Genomic DNA, 20,109 nt, shown 5'->3' on the forward strand with positions numbered 1-20,109 from the left:
CGCTGATCCGCCGGACCGACGGCGCCCCGGATTCGAATGGCCAAGATCCATCAGACCTTCGTCTGCCAGTCCTGCGGGGCGGTCTACAACCGCTGGCGCGGGCGCTGCGAGGCCTGCAACGGCTGGAACACGATCGTCGAGGAGGCGCCTTCGGCTCCCGGGCAATCCGGGCCGGCGGCGACAAGGCCGTCGCGCAACCGCGGCCGGGTCTTCCCGCTGGAGGGGCTGACCGGCGAGGCCAAGGAGGCGCCGCGCATCCCCTCGGGGATCGGCGAGCTCGACCGGGTCACCGGCGGCGGCTTCGTGCGCGGCTCGGTGATCCTGCTCGGCGGCGATCCCGGCATCGGCAAGTCGACCCTGCTGATGCAGGCCTCCGCCGCCATGGCCGGGACCGGTGAGCGGGTCGCCTACATCTCGGGCGAGGAGGCGGTGGGACAGGTGCGCCTGCGGGCGGAGCGGCTGGGGCTCAGCGCGCTCCCCGTGCAGCTCGCCGCCGAGACCAATGTCGAGGACATCGTCGAGACCCTGAGCCAGGGCCGGCCGCCGGCCCTGGCGATCATCGACTCGATCCAGACCATGTGGACCGAGACGGTGGAATCGGCCCCCGGCACGGTGACCCAGGTGCGCTCCTCGGCCCAGGCGCTGATCCGCTTCGCCAAGACCACCGGCACGGCGGTGATTCTCGTGGGCCACGTCACCAAGGACGGGCAGATCGCCGGCCCCCGGGTGGTCGAGCACATGGTCGACGCAGTCGCCTCCTTCGAGGGCGACCAGGGCCACCATTTCCGCATCCTGCGCGCCGTGAAGAACCGGTTCGGGCCCACCGACGAGATCGGCGTGTTCGAGATGACCGATGCGGGCCTCAGCGAGGTGCCGAACCCGTCCGCCCTGTTCCTGGCGGGCCGCGACCATCAGGCGGCCGGCACCGCGGTCTTCGCCGGGATGGAAGGCACCCGGCCGCTTCTGGTGGAGATCCAGGCCCTGGTGGCGCCATCGTCACTCGGCATGCCCCGGCGCGCCGTGGTCGGCTGGGATCCGAACCGGCTGTCGATGGTGCTCGCCGTGCTGGAGGCCCATGGCGGCATCCGGCTCGGGAGCCACGACGTCTACCTGAACGTGGCGGGGGGCCTGCGCATCACCGAGCCGGCGGCGGATCTGGCGGTGGCGGCCGCCCTGGTCTCCTCCCTGTCGGGGGCGGTGCTGCCGCCGGAGACCGTGTATTTCGGCGAGATCGGCCTGTCGGGGGCGATCCGGCCAGTGGCCCAGGCCGGATCCCGGCTCAAGGAGGCCCAGAAGCTCGGCTTCGCCAAGGCCTTGATCCCGCAGGGCCGGGGCGAGGGCGAGAAGGCGCTGTCGGTGGAAACGCTGCGCCACATCGCCGATCTGGTGGCGGGTATCAGCGCGGGCGCGCCGCGGAAGGGGTCCGGGCAGCGCGGGCGGCAACAGGCGCGCTACGCCGACGAGGAAATGTGAGGTCGTCGAACGACGGCCTGCGCCGGCAGGCTCCACACCGTTCGAGGGACGAGCGCGGATTCCCTGTCCCACACGCGAGAGGGCGCGCGTGGCGCCGGGGTTGGTCTGTCAGCCGCCCGTCACGCTCATGTGCCGCGGCACGGCGGCCGGGCGCTGGCGCTCGATGACGAAGTCGTGGCCCTTGGGCTTGCGGGTGATCGCCTCGACCACGGCCGCGGCCAGCACCGCGTCGTCCTGGGAGGCGCGCAGCACCGCCCGCAGATCGGCCGAATCCTCCTGACCGAGGCACATGTAGAGCTGGCCGGTGCAGGTCAGGCGCACCCGGTTGCAGCTCTCGCAGAAATTATGGGTCAGCGGCGTGATGAAGCCGAGCTTCCCGCCGGTCTCCTCGACGCGCACGTAACGCGCCGGGCCGCCGGTGCGGTCGGGCAGCGGCGTGAGGGTGTAGCGGGTCTCCAGGCGCTGCCGGGCCACCGACAGGGGGAGGAACTGGTCGGTCCTGTCCGCCTCGATCTCGCCGAGCGGCATGACCTCGATCAGCGTCATGTCCATGCCGAGGCCGTGCGCCCAGGCGATCATGTCGGGGATCTCGTCGGCGTTGACGTCGCGCAGCGCCACCGCGTTGATCTTGACCTTCATCCCGGCGGCCCGCGCCGCCGCGATGCCGTCGAGCACCACCGCGAGATCGCCCCGGCGGGTGATCTCCCGGAACTTGTCGGGGTCGAGGGTGTCCAGCGAGACGTTGATCCGGCGCACGCCGAGGCTCGCCAGCTCGTCCGCGTAGCGCGTGAGCTGCGTGCCGTTGGTGGTCAGCGTCAGCTCCTCCAGCGCGCCGGAATCGAGGTGGCGCGAGAGGCGGCGGAACAGGTGCATGATGTCGCGCCGCACCAGCGGCTCGCCGCCGGTGATCCGGAGCTTGCGGACGCCCCGGGCGATGAACACGCCGCAGAGCCGGTCCAGCTCCTCCAGGGTCAGCAGATCGCGCTTGGGCAGGAACTGCATGTGCTCGGACATGCAGTAGGCGCAGCGCAGATCGCAACGATCCGTCACCGAGATGCGCAGATACGAAATCGCCCGCTGGAACGGGTCGATCAGCGGGGCGGGCCCGGCGGGCACGCCGACCGCGGACGTCTGCGGCGTCAGGGAGCTGTCATCGAGCATCGTCCGGCATATGATGTCCCGGACGGTCGCGGGCAAGCAGGTCCCGCGCCGCAGCCCCAGATTGCGTGAGGAGTGTGACCCGTGAGCGAGGATCTGTGGCCGACTGAGATCCGCCTGTCGGCCGATCGGCGGGTGCTCAACGTCGCCTTCGAGGACGGGGCGCGCTTCGCCCTGCCGGCCGAGTACCTGCGCGTGTCGAGCCCCTCGGCCGAGGTGCAGGGCCACTCACCGCTGGAGCGCAAGGTGATCGGCGGCAAGCGGTCCGTGGCGATCCTGGCGGTGGAGCCGATCGGCAACTACGCGGTGAAGCTCGGCTTCGACGACATGCACGACACCGGCATCTATGGCTGGGGCTACCTCCACACCCTCGGCCGCGAGTACGAGACGCGCTGGACCACCTATCTCGGCGAACTCGCCGAGCGCGGCCTCGACCGCGACACGGCGCGGCAGGCTTCGGTCAAGTCCGGCGGGGGCTGCGGCTCGGGTTCGTGCGGGTGCCATTGAGGGCCGCGGCGGACGCTGCTCGCCGCACCGTTTCCGGCGCGGGATGCCGCGACGACCGGCCGCCGCGGCTCGGCGGCTGAAGCCGCGCCACCCTGGGGCGTCGCGCCGCGTGCGCGAGGACGGCGTGGGTCACTGCGCCGCCCGGTAGGCCGAAGCCTTGCATCGCCATGACGGCACACCGACCGCTTCCCTTGGAGCCGCCATGGCCTTCGCCTGCACCATCCCAGCCGTCCCGACCGTCCAGCAGGACGACGCCACCGTGCGCATCACCCGCTGGGACTTCCCGCCGGGCGCCGTGACCGGCTGGCACGAGCACGGCTGGCCCTACTTCGTGGTGATGCTGATGGATGGGATCCTGCGCGTCCACGACGGCACGGCGGTGAGCGAGACGGCGCTCGCGGCCGGCCAATCCTACATGCGCCCGGCCGGCATCCGGCACGACGTGATGAACGGCTCGGACCACCCGATCGCCTTCGTGGAGATCGAGGTGAAGCGCCCGGACGCGCTGGTGATCCTGCCGGGCGCCTGAACGCGAAAGGGCCGACCTGTGACGGTCGGCCCCTCCCAAAGGTCCGAACGCCTCAGCGCTGGACGATGACCTTCGTGCCGACCTTGGCGCGGGTGTAGAGGTCCGTCACGTCGTCGTTGGTCATGCGGATGCAGCCCGACGAGACGGCGGTGCCGATGGTCTCCGGCTCATTGGAGCCGTGGATCCGGTAGATCGAGCCGCCGAGATACATGGCGCGGGCGCCCAGCGGGTTCTCGAGGCCGCCCTTCATGTAGCGCGGCAGGTCGGGCCGGCGCTTCAGCATGGTCGACGGCGGGCGCCAATCCGGCCACTCGCGCTTCATCGTGATGGTCTGCACGCCACCCCAGGTGAAGCCCGGCCGGCCGACGCCGACGCCGTAGCGCAGGGCCTGACCGCCGCCCAGCACGTAGTAGAGCCGCCGCTCGGCGGTGGAGACGACGATCGTGCCGGCGCCGTAGGGGCCGTTATAGGCCACCGTCTCGCGCGGGATCGCCGACATCTGCGGGACCGCGGCGTCGGCGTTCAGCGGGTCGGCGGGGTTGAGCGAGGCGTTCGCCACCGGCACCGCAACCGTCTCGACGGCTTGCGGGCGCACGCGCACGGTGAGCGCGTCGTTCAGGGGCTGGCGGGTCAGCGGGTCGATCTCGTAGGCCAGAACCGGCGCGGCGGAGGCGGCCACGCCGAAAAGCCCGATCAGGGCGGGGAGAAAACGACGCATCAAAGCCTCTCGGGGCAGGCGCGGACTATGGCGGGAACGCGGCGAATACCGGGGCACGATGCCGTGCCGATCCTCGCCAAGGGGTAAACGCTCGCGCCTCGAATCCAAGCCTGAAACCGCCCCGCCCGGGCGGTTCCGCCCGCCCGTGACTCGATGGCAACACTGTGGCAGCTTGGCCGTAGCCCCGGGATGAATGCCGACGGTCCCGGCGTCCGGTGCCTTCGCCCCGCCGGCGAAGGCCTGCTCGCATCCCGTCTCCGGTCGATGGCGCCGGCACCACCGTCCTTGCGCGCCGAGAGAAGCAATCCCGTCCGCGTGGCAGGTCCTTCAGCCCTGCGCGCCTGGGGCGCTTCGCTGCGCGCGACGACGGCAAGGGCCGGCTCGAACGACGGCCCGCGACCGGCGCCCGAATCAGGCCTCGTCGGCGGCGAGCCAGATGGCCGGCTCGCGGGGGACCGTTCGGAGCGGAGCCGGTGCGGAGGGCAGGCCGCGGAGCTGGGCGAGTTCGGCGAGCTCCGGCGCCTGCGCGGTGTCGTCGGCGTTCAGGAACAGGCCGCGCGCCCGGGCGGCGCGGCCGAGATCGGCCCGGCTCGTCCAGACGCTCTGGGCCGGGCTCGTGAGGAGCGCCAGGGCCAGCGGCGCCATCCAGAGGGCGAGCCACGCGTTCCCGACAAGGAGCAGCGCGAAGACCATCAGCCCGCCGACCACCACGGCGTCCGCCTGGAGCCGGAAGGCCTCCGCCCAGGACAGTTGCCGATCGTCGCGATCCTGCGTCTCCCAGCGCACCACCCGGCCGAAGAAGGTCGAGACCACGGCCCCGGCGGTGAACAGGGTCAGGACCGGCCACAGGAACACCCACACCGCCTGCTCCAGGGCGGCGCTCGCGAGCAGCGCCCGGGTGCCGCCGAAGGCCGCCCGGCGCTCCGGCGATGCCAGGACATGGACGAGGCTGAGGAGCTTCGGCAGGGCCAGGATTGCGAGGCTGAGGGCGGCCAGGGCGTGGGCGGCCGCGCCCTGCCCGGTCAGCCCGTAGGCCAGGAGGCCGAGATCGCCGGTCCGGGCGGCCTGCCACGCGGCGAGGCCGAGGAAGGCGATCCAGAGCGGCAGCATCCCGTAGGAGAGGATCCCGACCAGGAGATGCCAGCGGCTCGCCGCGTGCAGGCCCGCCCAGGGCAGCACGCGCAGGTGCTGGAGATTGCCCTGGCACCAGCGGCGCTCGCGGCCGAGCAGGTCGATGAGGTTGGTGGGCATCTCCTCCCAGGTGCCGCCCATCTCGGGCAGGAGCCGCACCTCCCAACCGGCGCGGACCATCAGCGCGCCCTCGACGATGTCGTGGCACAGGATCTCGCCGCCCAGCGGCTCCCGGCCCGGGAGCTTCGGGAGCTGCGCATTCTCCGCGAAGGCCTCGATCCGCAGGATCGCGTTGTGCCCCCAGTAGCTGCCCTCCGGCCCCTGCCAGGTCTCCAGGCAGCGCAAGGCCAGCGGCGCGTAGAGGCGGACGGCGAATTGCTGGATGCGGGCGAAGAGCGTGTCGCGACCGGCCGCGTAGGAGACGGTCTGGATCAGGCCGGTGCGGGGGCTCGCCTGCATCAGCCCGACGAGCCGGGTCATGGCCGCGGCGGTCATCAGGCTGTCGGCGTCCAGCACGATCATGAAGGCGTATTCGGCACCGTAGCTGCGGCAGAACTCGCCGATGTTGCCGGCCTTGCGGCCGAGATTCTCCGCCCGGCGCCGGTAGCGGATCCGCGGCAGGGCCGGATCCTGTGCCGCCCAGGCCTGGATGCGCGCGAATTCGTGCTCCTCCACGGCGGCGATCGCCCCGTCCCGCGTGTCGGAGAGGACGAAGATGTCGATGCCCTGCGCGTCGGTACGGGCCAGCGAGCGGGCCATCACCCGCAGGCGGGCGAACACCGCGACCGCGTCCTCGGCGTGGATCGCCACCACGGCGGCGGTGCGTCCGGTCCCAGCCGGCCCGGCACCCGCCGCTTCCGAGCAGCGCTCCAGCGCGGATTTCGCCCGGTCGCCCAGGAGGGAAGCGACGAACCCGTAGACGTACTGGCAGGCGACGAAGGCCTGCCAGCCCATCACGAGGCCGAACAGAACCAGGACCGCCCAGGCAAGCGGGCTGACGCCCGCCGGATAGGCGAGCGCGGCGAGCCACACGAGACCGCCGGCGGTGCCGAGGCTCGGGACGGCCAGGGCCAGGCGCCGGGCGCGCAGGGCGCCGCGGCCCGCGCCGGTCCAGACCTCGCGACAGGATGCGGCGTCCGACGGATCGGGTATGGCGGGATCCGCGTTCCGGTGCGACCGCTCGGCGGAGGAGGTGACGCGTGAGGACATGGCGCGAGGAACTCGACCGTGGAAGGCTGCCGGCCGCCCGGCCGTCGGAGGCCGGGAACCGATGACCGTGGATACCGATGTGCGGGGTGAGGACACGGAGCCGACCCGGCAGCACAGACCGCCGGAAGCCGAACGGATCAATCCCCCCTCCCGACGCCGCGTTCTTCGAACAGCTCTGGCCGCGGCTGCCGGCACGGTTCTACCTAGCGCGGCTGATCTGAATGGGTCCAGAACGTGGGCCGGGCCGGCGCTTCCGCCGCAGGGGGGCGCAATGACCTTCGAAACCCTGTCGGCGGAGGCGGCACGCCTCGCCGCGGCCCCCTATGCCGCCCCGCCCGAGGATCTTCCGCCGGCGCTCGCCGCCCTCGACTACGACGGCTACCGCGCCATCACCTTCCGTCCGGCCGAGAGCCTGCACCTCGGCGACCATTTCAGCGCCCAGCTGTTCCACCGCGGCTTCCTGCAGCGCAAGCGCGTGGCGCTCTACCTCCAGCCGCGGCGCGGGCCGGCGCGCCCGATCCCCTACGAGACCCGCCTGTTCGATCTGGGCCGGCGGCTCGCCGGCCAGAGCTTCGCGCCGGATCTCGGCTTCGCGGGCTTCCGCCTGCACTACGCCTTCCCGGACATGCCGGCGTGGCGACCGAAGGGCTTCCAGGAGGAGTTTCTCGTCTTCCTGGGGGCCTCCTATTTCCGCCTGCGCGCGGCCCATCAGGAATACGGGCTCTCGGCCCGGGGGCTCGCCATCGGCACGGGCGCGCCGGAGGGCGAGGAATTTCCCGACTTCGTCGCCCACTGGATCTGCGAACCGGAGCCGGAAGCCCGCACCCTGACGGTGCTCTCGCTGCTCGACAGCCCGAGCGTGGCCGGCGCCTTCCGGTTCGCCATCAGCCCCGGAGACCCGGCGCGGATCGCCGTCACCGCGGCGCTCCATCCACGCCGGTCGATCGCGAAGCTCGGGCTGGCCCCCCTCACCAGCATGTTCCTGTACGGGCAGAACGGGCCCGGGGCGCGGGGGGCCAAGCCGTTCGACGACTTCCGGCCGCAGGTCCACGATTCCGACGGCCTCTGCGTCGCGGCCGGGGCCGATTCGGCGCGGGTCGACCGGATCTGGCGGCCCCTGGTCAACGGGCGCAAGCAGCCGCAGATCTCCGCCTTCGCGGCCCGGCCGCTCGCCGGCTTCGGGCTGCTGCAGCGGGAGCGGACCTTCGCGGCCTATCTCGACGTCGAGGCGCGGCACGAGGCGCGACCGGGCCTGTGGGTGGCCCCGGATCCCGCCGGGGGCGCCTTCGCGAACGGCGCCGTGCAGCTCTTCGAGATCCCGTCGGGCGAAGAGTACATGGACAACATCGTGGCGGCCTTCGTGCCCGCGGCGCCGGCGCAGCCCGGCGCGCCGCTGCATCTCACCTACGGCCTGACCACGGTGGGGGCGGAGCCCGTGCCGGCGATCCCGGACGCCGCCCTCGCCCGGGTGACCTCGACGCGATTCGGGTCCGCGGAACGCCTGCGCCCCATCACCCCGCCGAGCCCGCAGCGGCGGCTCTGCGTGATCGATTTCGAGGGTCCGGGCCTGCCGAAATCTGCCGACGAGGCGGTCACCGCCGAGGTCTCGGCCAGTGCCGGCACGATGCACGAGCCGGTGGCCAACTTCGTGCCGCAGACCGGCGGCTGGCGGATCTATGTCGAGTGGCGCCCGCCGGAACCGATGCCGGCGGGCGACGTCGTGCTGCGCGCCCGGCTGGTCCGCGGGACGACGCCCCTCAGCGAGACCTGGGACGCCGCCCTGTAACCCCGTGATCGCGCGCGACGCGAAGCGACCCGGGGCAGCGCGACGCCGGGTCTCGCCGCTCCGACCGGGGCGCGGCGCGACGGTTCGGGCGGCGAACGCTCAGGCGGTCCGGCGCTCCTGCTCCAGGCGGCGGGCCAGGCGGGTGGCGCCGTAGACCTCGCTCAGGCGGCGACGGGCGGCGGAGACCGGCGGGGCCTGCCGTTCGACATGGGCGGCGGCGATGACGCGCAGGGCGGCGGCGACCGAACGCTCCAGGCGACGCTCGGCCTGAGCGGCCGCGTCGTGATGATTGTCCAGCATTGATGATCCCTCGTGCTGCGCCGTATCCGCCCTCTCGCGGGGCGGTATCCGACGGCGCAGACAGATTTCACATCTGGCTTGACCGTATCAAGGCAGCTTGGCCGTAAGCCGAAGACCGTCGTTACCGCAGTTCCTCGTGCCAGGTCCGGCCGTCGCGCTCGATCAGCGCGATGGCGGCGGTCGGCCCCCAGCTCCCAGCCGGGTAGGGCCGCGGCGCCTCGGGCCGGTCGGCCCAGGCCTTGAGCACGCCGTCCGCCCAGGCCCAGGCGGCCTCGACCTCGTCGCGGCGCATGAACAGGGTGGCGTTGCCGCGGACCACGTCCATCAGCAGGCGCTCGTAGGCGTCGGGATAGCGCTGCTTGAAGGTCTCCTCGAAGGAGATGTCGAGATCGGTGGGACGCAGGCGCAGGCCGCCGGGGCCCGGATCCTTGGTCATCACCTCGAGCTTCATGCCCTCCTGCGGCTGCAGGCGGATCACGAGGCGGTTCGGCTCGCGGCCGAAGGCCTCCTCGGGGAAGATCGAGAACGGCGAGGCGCGGAATTGCACCACGATCTCCGAGAGCTTCCGGGGCAGGCGCTTGCCGGTGCGCAGGTAGAACGGCACGCCGGCCCAGCGGCCGGACTGGATCTCGACCTTCATGGCGACGAAGGTCTCGGTCCGGCTCTCGTGGCCGAGCTCGGAGAGGTAGCCCTCGACGGGCTTGCCGTCGACGGCGCCCGCCACGTACTGGCCGCGCACCGTCACGCTCTGGATATCGTGCGTGGTGATCGGCTTGAGGGCGCGGAGCACCTTCAATTTCTCGTCGCGGACCGAGTTCGCCTCGAGGTTGAGCGGGCTCTCCATGGCGGTGAGGCACAGGAGCTGCAGGATGTGGTTCTGCAGCATGTCGCGCATCGCGCCCGACGTGTCGTAGTAGCCGGCCCGGCCCTCGACCCCCACCGTCTCGGCGACCGTGATCTGGACGTGGTCGATCACGTCCGAGGTCCAAAGCCGCTCGAAGATCGTGTTGGCGAAGCGGAGCGAGAGCAGGTTCTGGACCGTCTCCTTGCCGAGATAGTGGTCGATCCGGAAAATCTGCGATTCGGGGAAGACCTCGCCGACCGCGTCGTTGATCGCCCGGGCCGATTTCAGATCCTTGCCGATCGGCTTCTCCAGCACGACGCGGGACTTCTCGCCGACGAGCCCGTGGGCGGCGAGGTTGCGGCAGATCGAGCCGTAGAGGTCGGGCGAGGTGGCGAGGTAGTAGGGCCGGACCTGGTCGGGCCGCTCGTCGAGCTTGGCCACGAGGTCCGTCCAGCCGCTGTCGCCGGCGCCGTCGACCGCGACGTAGTCGACGTGGTCGAGGAAGCGATGGAGCATGTCTTCCGACAGGTCGGCGGCGGGGACGAAACGCTTCAGGGCGTCGCGGGCATGCTCGCGGAAGGCGTCGAGGGACAATTCCGAGCGCGAGGCACCGATGATCCGGCTCGTCTCCGGGATCTGCCCGTCCCGGAAGCGGTAGAACAGGGCCGGCAGAAGCTTTCGCGCGGTCAGATCGCCGGTCGCGCCGAACACGACGCAGTCGAAGGAGGCGACGGGAATGATCGTGGCCAAGTGCGGCTCCCGGTTGTCGTGCGCTGGTCTCGTGCGGCGGCTGCGTCGCACTGACCTAGCCCGTGTGCAAGGGCTTCGCCAGACTCGGGGCGCGGACCAGCGCTGCCCGGGCCGGGGCGCGGCCGCGACAGCTTTGGGCAACCCGATGACGTCACGCTCCGTCTTTGCGAGCACGGCGAAGCAACCCAGGGCCGCGCGCCGGCGTCGGAGGGCAGCACGATGCGTGAGCCGGCCGTCTACATCATGGCGAGCCGCCGCAACGGGACGCTCTACACGGGCGTGACATCCAACCTCGCCCGGCGGGTCTACGAGCATCGCGAGGCGCTGCTCCAGGGCTTCACCAGCCGCTACGATTGCAAGCGCCTCGTCTGGTAAGAGCGCTATCCCACGATGAATGAGGCCATCACGCGCGAGAAGCAGATCAAGGCGGGCTCACGGAAGAAAAAGCTCGCGCTGATCGCGGCGATGAATCCGGATTGGAACGACCTGTATCCAGATCTCGCGTGAACAGGTCCGGCGTCGCGGCTCCCTGGATTGCTTCGCTGCGCTCGCAAGGACGGTGAACGCGGCAACCCGCGCGCAGTCACGCGACCCGTCTCGCTCCTCCGTCATCACGAGCGGAGCGAAGTGACCCAGGGCCGCGCGAGGCCGTATGGGTCACCCCTCCATGTACCGCTTGAAGCCTTCGGAAAAATCCGGGTGCCAGCGCGACAGGGCGGGCCGGTTCTCGATGATGTCGCCCGCCGCCCAGGCGATCCGCTTCGCGTCCTGCGCCCGGGTGGTCTCGTTGTCGGGGCAGAGGATGTAGAAGTCGCCGGCGGCGAGCCGCTCCAGCATGAAGGCCACGGTCTCGTCGGGCGTCCAGGCTCCCGCGGGCTTCTCGGCGACGCCCCGGGCCTTGGTGAGGCCCGTATAGACGAAGCCCGGGATCAGCAGGTGGGCGGTGGTCCGGCATCCTTCGCGGTTGCGCAGCTCGTGGGCGAGCGCCTCGGTGACCGCCTTCACCCCCGCCTTCGAGACGTTGTAGGGCGCGTTGCCCGGCGGCGTGGTGATGCCCTGCTTCGAGCCGGTGACGATGATCGCCCCAGGCTTGCCGCCCGCGATCATGCCGGGCGCGAAGGCGTGGATGCCGTTGACCACGCCGCCGAGATTGGTGCCCAGGATCCGCGTCCAGGTGTCGGCGTCGGAGAACAGTTTCCCACCGGCCTCGATGCCGGCATTCAGCATCACCAGGGCCGGCGGCCCGGCCTTGGCGACGGCAGCCGCCAGGGCTTCCACCGCCCCGCGATCCGACACGTCGGTGGGTATGGCCCGGACCTCGACGGCGGCGAGTTCGGCCACGGCGGCGCGGGCCGCGTCCAGGGCCGGCCCCGGCAGGTCGGCGAGCCAGACGTTCATGCCGGCCCGCGCGAAGGCCTGCGCGGCGGCGAGCCCGATGCCGCTCGCAGCGCCGGTGACGACCGCGCTGCGGCCGGGGCTGATCGCGGGGTTCTGGCTCATGACGGATCCTCGGAGGCGTGGCGCCCTTCAGATGGGGCGAGCCGGACGGAAGGCGAGTTCGAGCCGGATCCCGCGACCCGGCAGAACCCGCGGATCGCCGCGGCGGCGGCTTCTGCTAGGGTGACCGGACACCCTTCGGAACGAAGCACCCGGATGCCCCCTCCCCCGAGCCGCCGGTCGATCCTCGCCGGTGCGGCCTCCCTCGGCCTCGCCCATGCGGCGCGTGCGGCCGGCCCGGCGGGGTTCGGTCCCCTCGGCCGTCCGTCCTGGTCGGGCGACAGCCTCCAGGCCGCGGCGGCCGCCAAGGGCCTGCTCTACGGCTGCGAGGTCCCGTTCCACCGCTTCGATTCGACGCCCGCCTACCGGCAGGCGGTGGCGCGGGAATGCGGCATCCTCGTCTGCGGCACCGAGATGAAGATGGAGGAGGTCCTGCCCGCGCCCGGCAAGACCGACTTCGCCCGCGGCGACGCAATCCTGCGCTTCGCGCGGGGAAACGGCCAGCGCATGCGCGGCCACACGCTCGTCTGGCATGCGGCGCTGCCGCCCTGGGTCGGCCCGCTGCTCGGCCGGGCGAGCGCCGTCCAGGCCGAGGATTTCATGCGGCGCTGGATCGAGACGGTGGCCGGCCACTACCGGGGCCAGATCGTCGCCTGGGACGTGGTCAACGAGATCTTCGGCAACGAGGCCGATCCCGACCGCGGCGGGGGCCTGCGCGACTCGCCCTGGCTCGCCGCGATCGGCCCCGGCTACGTCGATCTCGCGTTCCGGATCCTGCACGAGACCGACCCGGCGGCCGCCGGCACCTGGAACGAGGACGCGGTGGAGCAGGGCGTGCCCTGGATGGAGGCCAAGCGCACCAAGGTCCTGCGCCGCCTGGAGGCGATGCGGTCCCGCGGCGTGCCGATCCGGCGCTTCGGGCTTCAGTCGCACCTCACCAGCACGATCCCGATCGACCAGGGCCAGCTGCGGCGCTTCCTCCGGGAGATCGGCCAAATGGGGCTCGGCATCGCGATCACCGAACTCGACATCGACGACCGCGCCTTCCCGTCCGACGTGGCGACCCGCGACCGGAAGGTGGCCGATTACGCCCGGCGCTACCTCGACGTGGTGCTGGACGAGCCCGCCTGCCTCGACGTCCTGACCTGGGACATCTACGACCCCGACACGTGGCTGAACGACCATCCCTACCGCAAGCGGCCCGACGGCCTGCCGCAGCGGGCCCTCCCCCTCGACGCGCAGTTCCGGCGCAAGCCCCTGTGGCACGCCATGAAGGCGGCCTTCGAGGCCGCGCCGGATCACAAAGCCGCCCGCGAGACGCTCAGGCGGGCGTGACGCCGGCCCGGCGCCCGTCCTCGGCCAGGCTCGGCTCGGGCGGCCGGTCCGCGAGGAGCCGGCGACGAAGGCGCGCGCAGGGGCGCTCGACGACCGCGTACATCCCCCAGCACCACAGCAGCGTCACCGGGAAGGCCGCCAGCATCAGCCCGACGCCGTGCAGCCCGGGCCTCACGTGCAGCACCAGCGCCACCACGGTCATGTGTGCGAGGTAGAAGCTGTAGGACCACAGCCCGAGCTGGCGCATCGGCCGGCTGGCGAGCAGCCGGACCATAGGCCCCCCGCCGTGCAGCAGGTACGCGAAGGGCACGAACAGGGCGGCGCTCTGGAGCGTGTAGCGCAGGCTCTCCCGGAAGGCGGGCTCGCGGACCGCCAGGGTTCCGAGGATCACCGCGAGGCTGGCCGCGACGTGCCAGGCCGTGGGGCGCCACGCCCGGTCGGCCGGGACCACCGGGTTGTTCCACAACCCGAGGCAGCAGCCGAACAGGATCGCGTCGATCCGCGTGTGGGTCCAGCTGTAGTTCAGGCTGTAATCCGGCAGCCGCCAGACGTTCTCGCACCGGATCGCCAGCACCACAGCGCAGAGCCCCAGGCAGGCCAGAGCCGCACGGCGCGGCCGGAGGCGCCCGAGCCAGAGCACGAAGGCCAGCGGGAAGACGAGGTAGAAGTGCTCCTCGATGGCGAGGCTCCACAGCGGCACCGGCAGCACTGCCTCGGTGCCGAACAGGCCGGGATAGTTGGTCAGGAACGTCGCCTGTCCGAGGATCGCCGCCGGTTCGACGTGCATCCAGTCCAGCCATCCCGCCCCGTAGAGGGCGCCGGAGGCGAGCAGGGTCAGGTACATCGGGGGCAGGATGCGCAGGCTGCGCCGGAGGTAGAAGGCCGGGAGCGACACCGCGCCCGTCTGCGCCCGCTCGATCCGCAGGAGCGTGGTGATCAGGTAGCCGCTGAGGAAGAAGAAGACGGTGACGCCGAAGCCGCCCGGCACCACGTGGCTGTAGCCGCAATGGGCCGCGAACACGATCAGGATGGCGAGTGCCCGCACCCCGTCGAGCTGAGGCAGGTAGGGCATCGTCTTCGGGACCAGAAACCCGGAATCCGGCATGGCGGAGGTCGATCTCCTGTCGCGACGGGGGCCCAGCATAAGCGCCCTTTCCGTGCGGACGGACATCCGCACGGCACGCTGAGCGGCTGGACCAGTGTCCGGATGGTGAATCCGGGACTCAAGGCCCCGGCAAGACCGGAGGAGATTGGTAACCACGGCCGTCCATGATCCTGCCCGACCGCCCTGTCTCGGGCGCCGTCGGGAGTGTTGCGTATGGTCCCGGTCCCGCCCCGCCGTCACGCCCGCCCGCACGCCGCCCTGGGCGCGGGCCTGTCGCTGCTGGCGCTCCTCGGCGCACCAGCCGTGGCCCTGGCGCAGGGCGCCGGCGCGGTGCAGGGCAGCCCGGTGCCGCCGCTCGCCGTGCCGGTCGCGGTGCCGCCCGCCGCCACAGGGGAGGCCGCGAAGGGCCAGGAGCCCCGGATGCCGGAGGCGAAGGGTGAGGCGAAGGGCACGGCCGGCAAGGCGGCGGATGCCAAGCGCCCTGAAACCAAGCCGGCCGAGGCCGCGCCGGAGCCTGTCCCGGCGCAGGGGAAGGCGCAGGATGCCAAGGCCCAGGATGCCAAATCCCCGGACAACAAGGCTCAGGACACCAAGTCGTCGGACAACAAGTCGTCGGACATCAAAACCCAGCAGGCCAAGCCTCAGGAGGCGGCCAAGAAATCCCGAGAGCCGGCCCCGCTGGTCTACGCCAAGGTCTCCACCGACCCGAACCCGACGCTGACCCCCCGGACGTTCCTCGACACCCTCCGGGCGGCCGAGCGCTACGCGGCCTTCGCGGAGGCCGGCGGCTGGGAGCGGCTGCCCGAGGACCTCGCGCGCCTCAAGCCCGGCGAACGCAATCCGGCGATCCCCGCCCTGCGCCACCATCTGACTCTGACCGGCGACCTGCCGGCGGATGCCCCGCCGAACGACCGCCTCGACCCGCCCCTGGTGGCGGCGATCGCGGCGTTCCAGGCGCGCCACGGCCTCCCCGACAGCGGCATACTTGGCCGGCTCACCATCAATGCGCTCAACGTGCCGGCTGCGGTGCGCCAGCGCCAGCTCGCCGCCTCCGCGGCCCGGCTGATGGGCTCGAAATTCCCGTTCGGCGACCGCTACGTCGTGGTCAACATCCCGTCCGCCGCCGTGGAGGCGGTGGAGAACGGCGCCGTTGCGCGCCGCTACGTCGCGGTGGTCGGCTCCCCCGACAAGGCGACGCCGCCGGTCGAGACGCGGATCACCGACATCAACTTCAACCCGACCTGGACCGTCCCGGCCTCGGTGGTGAAGAACGAAATCATCCCGCAGATGCGCAAGAATCCGGGCTATCTCGCCAAGAACCACATCCGGATCCTCGGCCCCTCGGGCGAGGTCGATCCGACCCGGATCGACTGGGCCGGCGAGAAGGCGGTCAATTACACGTTGCGGCAGGATTCCGGCTTCGACAATTCGCTGGGTCAGGTGCGGATCGACATGCCGAACCGCTTTGCCGTCTACATGCACGATACGCCGGCAAAATCGCTCTTCGCCGCCAGCGTGCGATTCCACAGCCACGGCTGCGTCCGGGTGGGCCAGGTGAAGGAACTCGTCGGCTGGCTGCTCCAGGGCACGGACGGGCCCAACGGGCCGGGCACCAACTGGGGCCCGATCGAGATCGAAACCGGGATCGCCGACGGCGAGCGCCGCGACATCAAGCTCGCCAAGCCGGTCCCGGTCGTCTTCGTGTATCTCACCGGCTTCGCCACGCCGGACGGGAAGGCGCATTTCCGCGACGACATCTACGCCCTCGACACGCCGGCTCCGGAACCGGCCGCCACCGGCGCGATCCCCCCCGCAGCACCCCCGGGTGCGGACGCGGCCTCCGCGAAGCCGGCCTCCGCCGGTGCCGCGCCGACCGCGCCCCGGCCCGGCGCCGCCCACGACGCGAAGCCGGCCCCGGCGCGGGCCGCTGCGACCAAGCCCGCCGCAGTCAAACCGACCCCCGTGAAGCCCGCGGTGGGCCGCTCGGCCGCCGAGCGCCATAGTTTGGAATCTGTCGAACCTATCCGCTAAGCCCAACCCAGCCATGCGATTCTCGGTCCACCGGAACCTCCCGGCAGGCCCGTCATTGGCTCAGGGAACGCGCATCGGCCCGTTTTCAGCGAGACGGGGCGACGCGCCGAGCCACGGAATCAGACTGGAGACCACCATGGCCAAGGCCAAGCCGAGCAGCCGCATCGAGAGCGCGCGGCTGAACACCCCGACCGACCTTGATCCGAACGACGTGCGGACGATCGCCGAGGGCCTGACGATCCTGAGTTCGGACCTGTTCGCCCTCTACATCAAGACCAAGAACTTTCACTGGCACATGAGCGGACCCCACTTCCGCGATTACCACCTCCTGCTGGATGAGCAGGCCGCTCAGATCTTCGAGATCATCGACGCCGTGAATGAGCGCGCCCGCAAGATCGGCGGCACGGTGCTGCGCTCGCTCGGCCAGGCCAAGAGCCTGACCCGCGTGGCCGACAACGATGCCGAGTATGTCTCGCCCCTCGACATGCTCAAGGAGCTGCGCGACGACAACAAGGCCCTCACCGCCAACATGCGCACGCTCCACGGCGTGACCGATGAGGCAGGCGACGTGGCGACGACCTCGCAGCTGGAGGAATGGATCGACCAGTCCGAGGAGCGCACGTGGTTCCTCTACGAGACCACCCGCAACGCCACCGACAGCGGCCACTGAGCCGCGCCTCCCGGCATCGGCACGGCCGATGTCGGGTCCGGCCTCGTCGCGCCGCCGCTAACTGCCGGCGAGATCGAGGTGCACCTTCACGAGACCCGGGTCGTCGGGATCCCGCCCCTGCGTGAACCCGAGGCGGCGGCACACCGCCAGCATCGGCCGGTTCTCGGCGAGCACCGTGCCCTCGACCCGCCCGATGCCCTCGGACTGCGCCCAATCGATCATGAGGCGCATCAACGCGAAGGCGAGGCCGGTCCCCCGGGCATCGCGGCCGACCGCGATCGCGTACTCGCCGCTCTCATGGTTGGCGTCGGCATGCAGCCGGACTGCGCCGAGCATGCGCTCGCCGCCGCCCGGTTCGATCTCCGTGGCTACGAAGGCGATGGCGCGGGCGTAGTCGAGCTGCGTCAGACGCGCCAGGAAGGCGTGGCTGAACTCGCGTACCGGGCCGAAGAACCGCAGCCGCAGATCCTCCGGGTCGAGTCCCTTGAAGAAGGTCAGGAACAGGCCCTCGTCCTCCGGGCGCACCGGCCGCACCCGCACCGTCCGGTCCTTGAGGTTGAGCGTCCGGACCCATTCGGCCGGGTAGGGCCGGATCGCGAAGCGCGGATGGCCGCGTCCGTCGGCTCCGCGCTCGGCGCGCCCGATCCGGACCCGCGCGTCGAGGGCGAGCACGCCGGTCTCGTCGGCCAGAAGCGGGTTGATGTCGAGTTCGCGCACCTGCGGCAGGTCGGCGGCGAGCTGGGACAGCTTCACCAGCGTCAGCGCGATCGCCCCGAGATCGGCGGCGGGCACGTCGCGGTAGGCTTCGAGGCGCCGCGCGACCCGGGTGCGGGCGATGAGGTCGCGCGCGAGGGTCAGGTCCAGCGGCGGCAGGCCGAGGGCGCGGTCGTCGATCACCTCCACGGCGGTGCCGCCCCGGCCGAAGACCACGACCGGGCCGAACACCGCGTCCTCGGCGAGCCCGGCGATCAGCTCGCGGCGCTGGCCGCGGCGGACCATCGGCTGCACGGCAAAACCGGTCACCCGGGCATCCGGCCGCTCCCGGCGCGCGCGGGCCAGGATGCTGCGGGCCGCGTCCGCCACGTCGGCCTCGCTGGTCAGGTCGAGATGGACGCCGCCGATGTCGGATTTGTGCACCACGTCCGGCGAGACGACCTTCAGCGCCACCGTACCGCCCGCCGCGATGATCGGCCACGCGGCCGCCGCCGCCGCGTCCTTGTCGGGCGCCAGCGTGATCGGCACGGTCGGAATCCCGTAGGCCTCCAAGAGGCCGTTGACCGCCACCGGGTCGAGCCAGGCGGCCCCCTGCTGCAGCGCCCCGGCGACGATCGAGCGGGCCCGCGCCGTGTCGGGGGAGAAGTCCCGCGGCAGCGAGTCCGGCGTGCGCATCAGGTCGTCCTGCGCCTCGCGGTAGCGCACGAGGTGCAGGAAGCCCTCGATCGCCTCGGAATCGGTGGTGAAGTGCGGGATCCCGGCCTGCGCGAAGGTCTCGCGCCCCGCCTCCGCGTCGCCCAACGAGACCGCGAAGACGGGCTTCTTGCGGGATTGGCCGGCCCGGGCGGTCTCGACCGTCTCGGCGATGGCACGCGCCACCGCGCCCGCCTCCGAACGAATCGTGGGCACGTGGATCGCCAGCACGGCGTCGCTCGTCCGATCGGTCAGCAGGGGTGCCAGCGCGGCGGAGAAGGCCGGCCCGGCGGCATCGATGCCGAGATCGAGAGGGTTGCCCGGCGCGCGGCCGTCCGCCTCGGCGGGCGCCGCCAGGGTCCCGGCCCGCTCGATCAGCCGATCCGCGGCGAGCAGCCCGATGCCGCGGCCGTTCGACACGATCGCCAGCCGGTGGCCCGGAAAGGGCCGCTGGCGCCCCAGGGTCTCCACAGCGGAGAACATCGCGTCGAGGTCCGGCACGGCCAGCAGGCCCGCCCGCCGGAACGCCGCCGCGTAGACCGCATCCGGACGGGCCAGGGCGCCGGTATGGGTGGCGGCGGCGCGCGTGTCCGGGCGGTGCCGGCCGGCCCGAAGCACCACGACGGGCTTGGCCCGCGCGGCGGCCCGGGCGGCCGACATGAAGCGGCGGGCATCCGCGACCCTGTCGAGGCAGAGCAGGATCGCACGGGTGTGATAATCGGCAGCGAAGTGGTCGAGGCAATCGGCCACGCCGATATCGAGGACGCTGCCGAGCGACAGAACCGCCGAGAAGCCGGTCCCGTGGCGGGCGCCCCAGGCGACGATGGCGGCCGCGACCGTGCCGGATTGCGAGACGAGGGCGAGGTCGCCGGACGCGGGGGCATGGGCGAACAGGCTGGCGTTGAGCTTGGCACCCGGCACCGCGAGGCCGGCGCTGTCGGGACCGAGCAGGCGCAGGCCGTGGGCGCGGGCGATCCGGTGGGCGACCGGGCCGGGATCGTCCGGCTCGGACCCGAGCCGGGCGGTGAGGATCACCGCCGCCCCGGCGCCGATCGCGGCGGCCTGCGCGACGACCTCGGGCACGCGCGGCGGCGGCACCGCGATCAGAACGAGATCGGGGGCGACGGGGAGATCCGCGACCCTGGGCACGCAGGGCAGCCCCTCGACCGTCGCCTGATCGGGCTGGACCGGCAGGATCGCGCCGGGAAAGCCCGCGGCGCGCAGGCTGTCGAACACGCTGCGCCCCAGTGAGCCCACGCGGGCGACCGCACCCACCAGGGCGACCGACCGGGGCGCCAACAGTTTGTCGAACCGGTATGTGCTCATGACCGGCGGCTCACGGCGCCGCCGTCACGGGATGAGCTTCCGCAGGCCGTTCGTGCCGGCACGCATCTGGTCCCCCGCTTCGTCCGATCGGGCACGGCTCATGGAACGCCCGCCGCCCCCTCAGATGGCGCGATCCGGCGCGCCTGCAACGCCCGCGCGGCACGCGACATGGGGACACCGAACGATCGCCCCGACGGCATCGTTGGCGACGTCTTTTTGTCCAATATCCAGCGCGCTTTATCCACTCCAAGACGGCAGTTGTGGGCGTGTGTAGATTGGTCTTGCTATTAAATTCCCACCACCATAGTAACTGCTGCTTAACTACCCTGTATC

General features: G+C 71.8%; 15 protein-coding genes and 1 pseudogene. 8 read left to right on the forward strand and 8 right to left on the reverse strand.

Annotated elements, in window-relative coordinates:
• The first annotated feature begins 36 nt into the window (after positions 1 to 36).
• Positions 37 to 1,473, forward strand: coding sequence for a DNA repair protein RadA (gene radA, locus MCBMB27_RS16340; RefSeq protein WP_043385270.1), 1,437 nt, complete (start codon positions 37 to 39; stop codon positions 1,471 to 1,473).
• A 108-nt stretch (positions 1,474 to 1,581) separates the two neighbouring features.
• Here the strand turns inward: radA and moaA are convergent, their stop codons facing one another.
• On the reverse strand, positions 1,582 to 2,634 hold the full coding sequence (gene moaA / locus MCBMB27_RS16345) for a GTP 3',8-cyclase MoaA (protein ID WP_043357795.1): 1,053 nt from the start codon (positions 2,632 to 2,634) through the stop codon (positions 1,582 to 1,584).
• A gap of 81 nt (positions 2,635 to 2,715) precedes the next feature.
• Here moaA and MCBMB27_RS16350 point away from each other — a divergent pair, with 81 nt between their 5' ends.
• Together MCBMB27_RS16350 and MCBMB27_RS16355 are read left to right on the forward strand one after the other, a co-directional pair.
• Positions 2,716 to 3,138, forward strand: a complete 423-nt coding sequence (locus MCBMB27_RS16350; protein WP_043357798.1) for a gamma-butyrobetaine hydroxylase family protein — start codon at positions 2,716 to 2,718, stop codon at positions 3,136 to 3,138.
• 202 nt (positions 3,139 to 3,340) lie between these two features.
• Positions 3,341 to 3,667 (forward strand): cupin domain-containing protein, encoded by a 327-nt coding sequence (locus tag MCBMB27_RS16355; protein WP_043357801.1) that lies wholly within the window; start codon positions 3,341 to 3,343, stop codon positions 3,665 to 3,667.
• Between the two features lie 52 nt (positions 3,668 to 3,719).
• On the opposite strand, the gene MCBMB27_RS16360 is transcribed toward MCBMB27_RS16355, so the two are convergent.
• Together MCBMB27_RS16360 and mdoH are read right to left on the reverse strand one after the other, a co-directional pair.
• On the reverse strand, positions 3,720 to 4,385 hold the full coding sequence (locus tag MCBMB27_RS16360) for a L,D-transpeptidase (RefSeq protein ID WP_043385259.1): 666 nt from the start codon (positions 4,383 to 4,385) through the stop codon (positions 3,720 to 3,722).
• Positions 4,386 to 4,796: 411 nt separating this feature from the next.
• Positions 4,797 to 6,725 (reverse strand): glucans biosynthesis glucosyltransferase MdoH, encoded by a 1,929-nt coding sequence (mdoH, locus tag MCBMB27_RS16365; RefSeq protein ID WP_075380862.1) that lies wholly within the window; start codon positions 6,723 to 6,725, stop codon positions 4,797 to 4,799.
• A 271-nt stretch (positions 6,726 to 6,996) separates the two neighbouring features.
• On the opposite strand from mdoH, the gene MCBMB27_RS16370 reads away from it, so the two are divergent.
• Entirely contained in the window at positions 6,997 to 8,511 is a 1,515-nt protein-coding gene (locus MCBMB27_RS16370) for an OpgD/OpgG family glucan biosynthesis protein (protein ID WP_043385253.1), read from the forward strand.
• Between the two features lie 99 nt (positions 8,512 to 8,610).
• On the opposite strand, the gene MCBMB27_RS16375 is transcribed toward MCBMB27_RS16370, so the two are convergent.
• Together MCBMB27_RS16375 and zwf are read right to left on the reverse strand one after the other, a co-directional pair.
• Positions 8,611 to 8,811: a hypothetical protein gene (locus MCBMB27_RS16375; protein WP_043357814.1), complete on the reverse strand. Its 201-nt coding sequence runs from the start codon at positions 8,809 to 8,811 to the stop codon at positions 8,611 to 8,613.
• A gap of 121 nt (positions 8,812 to 8,932) precedes the next feature.
• Positions 8,933 to 10,405 (reverse strand): glucose-6-phosphate dehydrogenase, encoded by a 1,473-nt coding sequence (gene zwf / locus MCBMB27_RS16380; protein ID WP_043357817.1) that lies wholly within the window; start codon positions 10,403 to 10,405, stop codon positions 8,933 to 8,935.
• Between the two features lie 219 nt (positions 10,406 to 10,624).
• On the opposite strand from zwf, the pseudogene MCBMB27_RS16385 reads away from it, so the two are divergent.
• Positions 10,625 to 10,912: pseudogene (locus MCBMB27_RS16385) on the forward strand (GIY-YIG nuclease family protein).
• Between the two features lie 150 nt (positions 10,913 to 11,062).
• Here the strand turns inward: MCBMB27_RS16385 and MCBMB27_RS16390 are convergent.
• Positions 11,063 to 11,905, reverse strand: a complete 843-nt coding sequence (locus MCBMB27_RS16390; RefSeq protein ID WP_053609123.1) for an SDR family NAD(P)-dependent oxidoreductase — start codon at positions 11,903 to 11,905, stop codon at positions 11,063 to 11,065.
• A gap of 153 nt (positions 11,906 to 12,058) precedes the next feature.
• On the opposite strand from MCBMB27_RS16390, the gene MCBMB27_RS16395 reads away from it, so the two are divergent.
• Positions 12,059 to 13,237, forward strand: coding sequence for an endo-1,4-beta-xylanase (locus MCBMB27_RS16395; protein WP_075380863.1), 1,179 nt, complete (start codon positions 12,059 to 12,061; stop codon positions 13,235 to 13,237).
• On the opposite strand, the gene MCBMB27_RS16400 is transcribed toward MCBMB27_RS16395, so the two are convergent.
• A complete protein-coding gene (locus MCBMB27_RS16400) occupies positions 13,224 to 14,381 on the reverse strand; it encodes an acyltransferase family protein (RefSeq protein ID WP_236952724.1) in 1,158 nt (385 codons plus the stop codon). The two genes, MCBMB27_RS16395 and MCBMB27_RS16400, sit on opposite strands and share 14 nt — an antisense overlap.
• 174 nt (positions 14,382 to 14,555) lie before the next feature.
• On the opposite strand from MCBMB27_RS16400, the gene MCBMB27_RS16405 reads away from it, so the two are divergent.
• Complete coding sequence (locus MCBMB27_RS16405; RefSeq protein ID WP_075380865.1) at positions 14,556 to 16,373, forward strand: L,D-transpeptidase family protein; 1,818 nt, start codon at positions 14,556 to 14,558, stop codon at positions 16,371 to 16,373.
• A 136-nt stretch (positions 16,374 to 16,509) separates the two neighbouring features.
• Positions 16,510 to 17,043: a Dps family protein gene (locus MCBMB27_RS16410; protein WP_043385237.1), complete on the forward strand. Its 534-nt coding sequence runs from the start codon at positions 16,510 to 16,512 to the stop codon at positions 17,041 to 17,043.
• A gap of 57 nt (positions 17,044 to 17,100) precedes the next feature.
• Here the strand turns inward: MCBMB27_RS16410 and MCBMB27_RS16415 are convergent, their stop codons facing one another.
• The gene (locus MCBMB27_RS16415) at positions 17,101 to 19,776 is read right to left on the reverse strand and encodes a bifunctional acetate--CoA ligase family protein/GNAT family N-acetyltransferase (protein WP_043385234.1); all 2,676 of its coding nucleotides are present in this window, start codon (positions 19,774 to 19,776) and stop codon (positions 17,101 to 17,103) included.
• Positions 19,777 to 20,109 lie beyond the last annotated feature (333 nt).

Source organism: Methylobacterium phyllosphaerae (genome assembly GCF_001936175.1).
Taxonomy (GTDB): domain Bacteria; phylum Pseudomonadota; class Alphaproteobacteria; order Rhizobiales; family Beijerinckiaceae; genus Methylobacterium; species Methylobacterium fujisawaense.

Excerpts from the sequence above, each read along its gene's own strand:
- radA (WP_043385270.1), top strand. The coding sequence starts at position 37 with ATGGCCAAGATCCATCAGACCTTCGTCTGCCAGTCCTGCGGGGCGGTC.
- moaA (WP_043357795.1), bottom strand. The coding sequence starts at position 2,634 with ATGCTCGATGACAGCTCCCTGACGCCGCAGACGTCCGCGGTCGGCGTG.
- MCBMB27_RS16355 (WP_043357801.1), top strand. The coding sequence starts at position 3,341 with ATGGCCTTCGCCTGCACCATCCCAGCCGTCCCGACCGTCCAGCAGGAC.
- MCBMB27_RS16360 (WP_043385259.1), bottom strand. The coding sequence starts at position 4,385 with ATGCGTCGTTTTCTCCCCGCCCTGATCGGGCTTTTCGGCGTGGCCGCC.
- mdoH (WP_075380862.1), bottom strand. The coding sequence starts at position 6,725 with ATGTCCTCACGCGTCACCTCCTCCGCCGAGCGGTCGCACCGGAACGCG.
- MCBMB27_RS16370 (WP_043385253.1), top strand. The coding sequence starts at position 6,997 with ATGACCTTCGAAACCCTGTCGGCGGAGGCGGCACGCCTCGCCGCGGCC.
- MCBMB27_RS16375 (WP_043357814.1), bottom strand. The coding sequence starts at position 8,811 with ATGCTGGACAATCATCACGACGCGGCCGCTCAGGCCGAGCGTCGCCTG.
- MCBMB27_RS16390 (WP_053609123.1), bottom strand. The coding sequence starts at position 11,905 with ATGAGCCAGAACCCCGCGATCAGCCCCGGCCGCAGCGCGGTCGTCACC.
- MCBMB27_RS16395 (WP_075380863.1), top strand. The coding sequence starts at position 12,059 with ATGCCCCCTCCCCCGAGCCGCCGGTCGATCCTCGCCGGTGCGGCCTCC.
- MCBMB27_RS16400 (WP_236952724.1), bottom strand. The coding sequence starts at position 14,381 with ATGCTGGGCCCCCGTCGCGACAGGAGATCGACCTCCGCCATGCCGGAT.
- MCBMB27_RS16405 (WP_075380865.1), top strand. The coding sequence starts at position 14,556 with ATGGTCCCGGTCCCGCCCCGCCGTCACGCCCGCCCGCACGCCGCCCTG.
- MCBMB27_RS16410 (WP_043385237.1), top strand. The coding sequence starts at position 16,510 with ATGGCCAAGGCCAAGCCGAGCAGCCGCATCGAGAGCGCGCGGCTGAAC.
- MCBMB27_RS16415 (WP_043385234.1), bottom strand. The coding sequence starts at position 19,776 with ATGAGCACATACCGGTTCGACAAACTGTTGGCGCCCCGGTCGGTCGCC.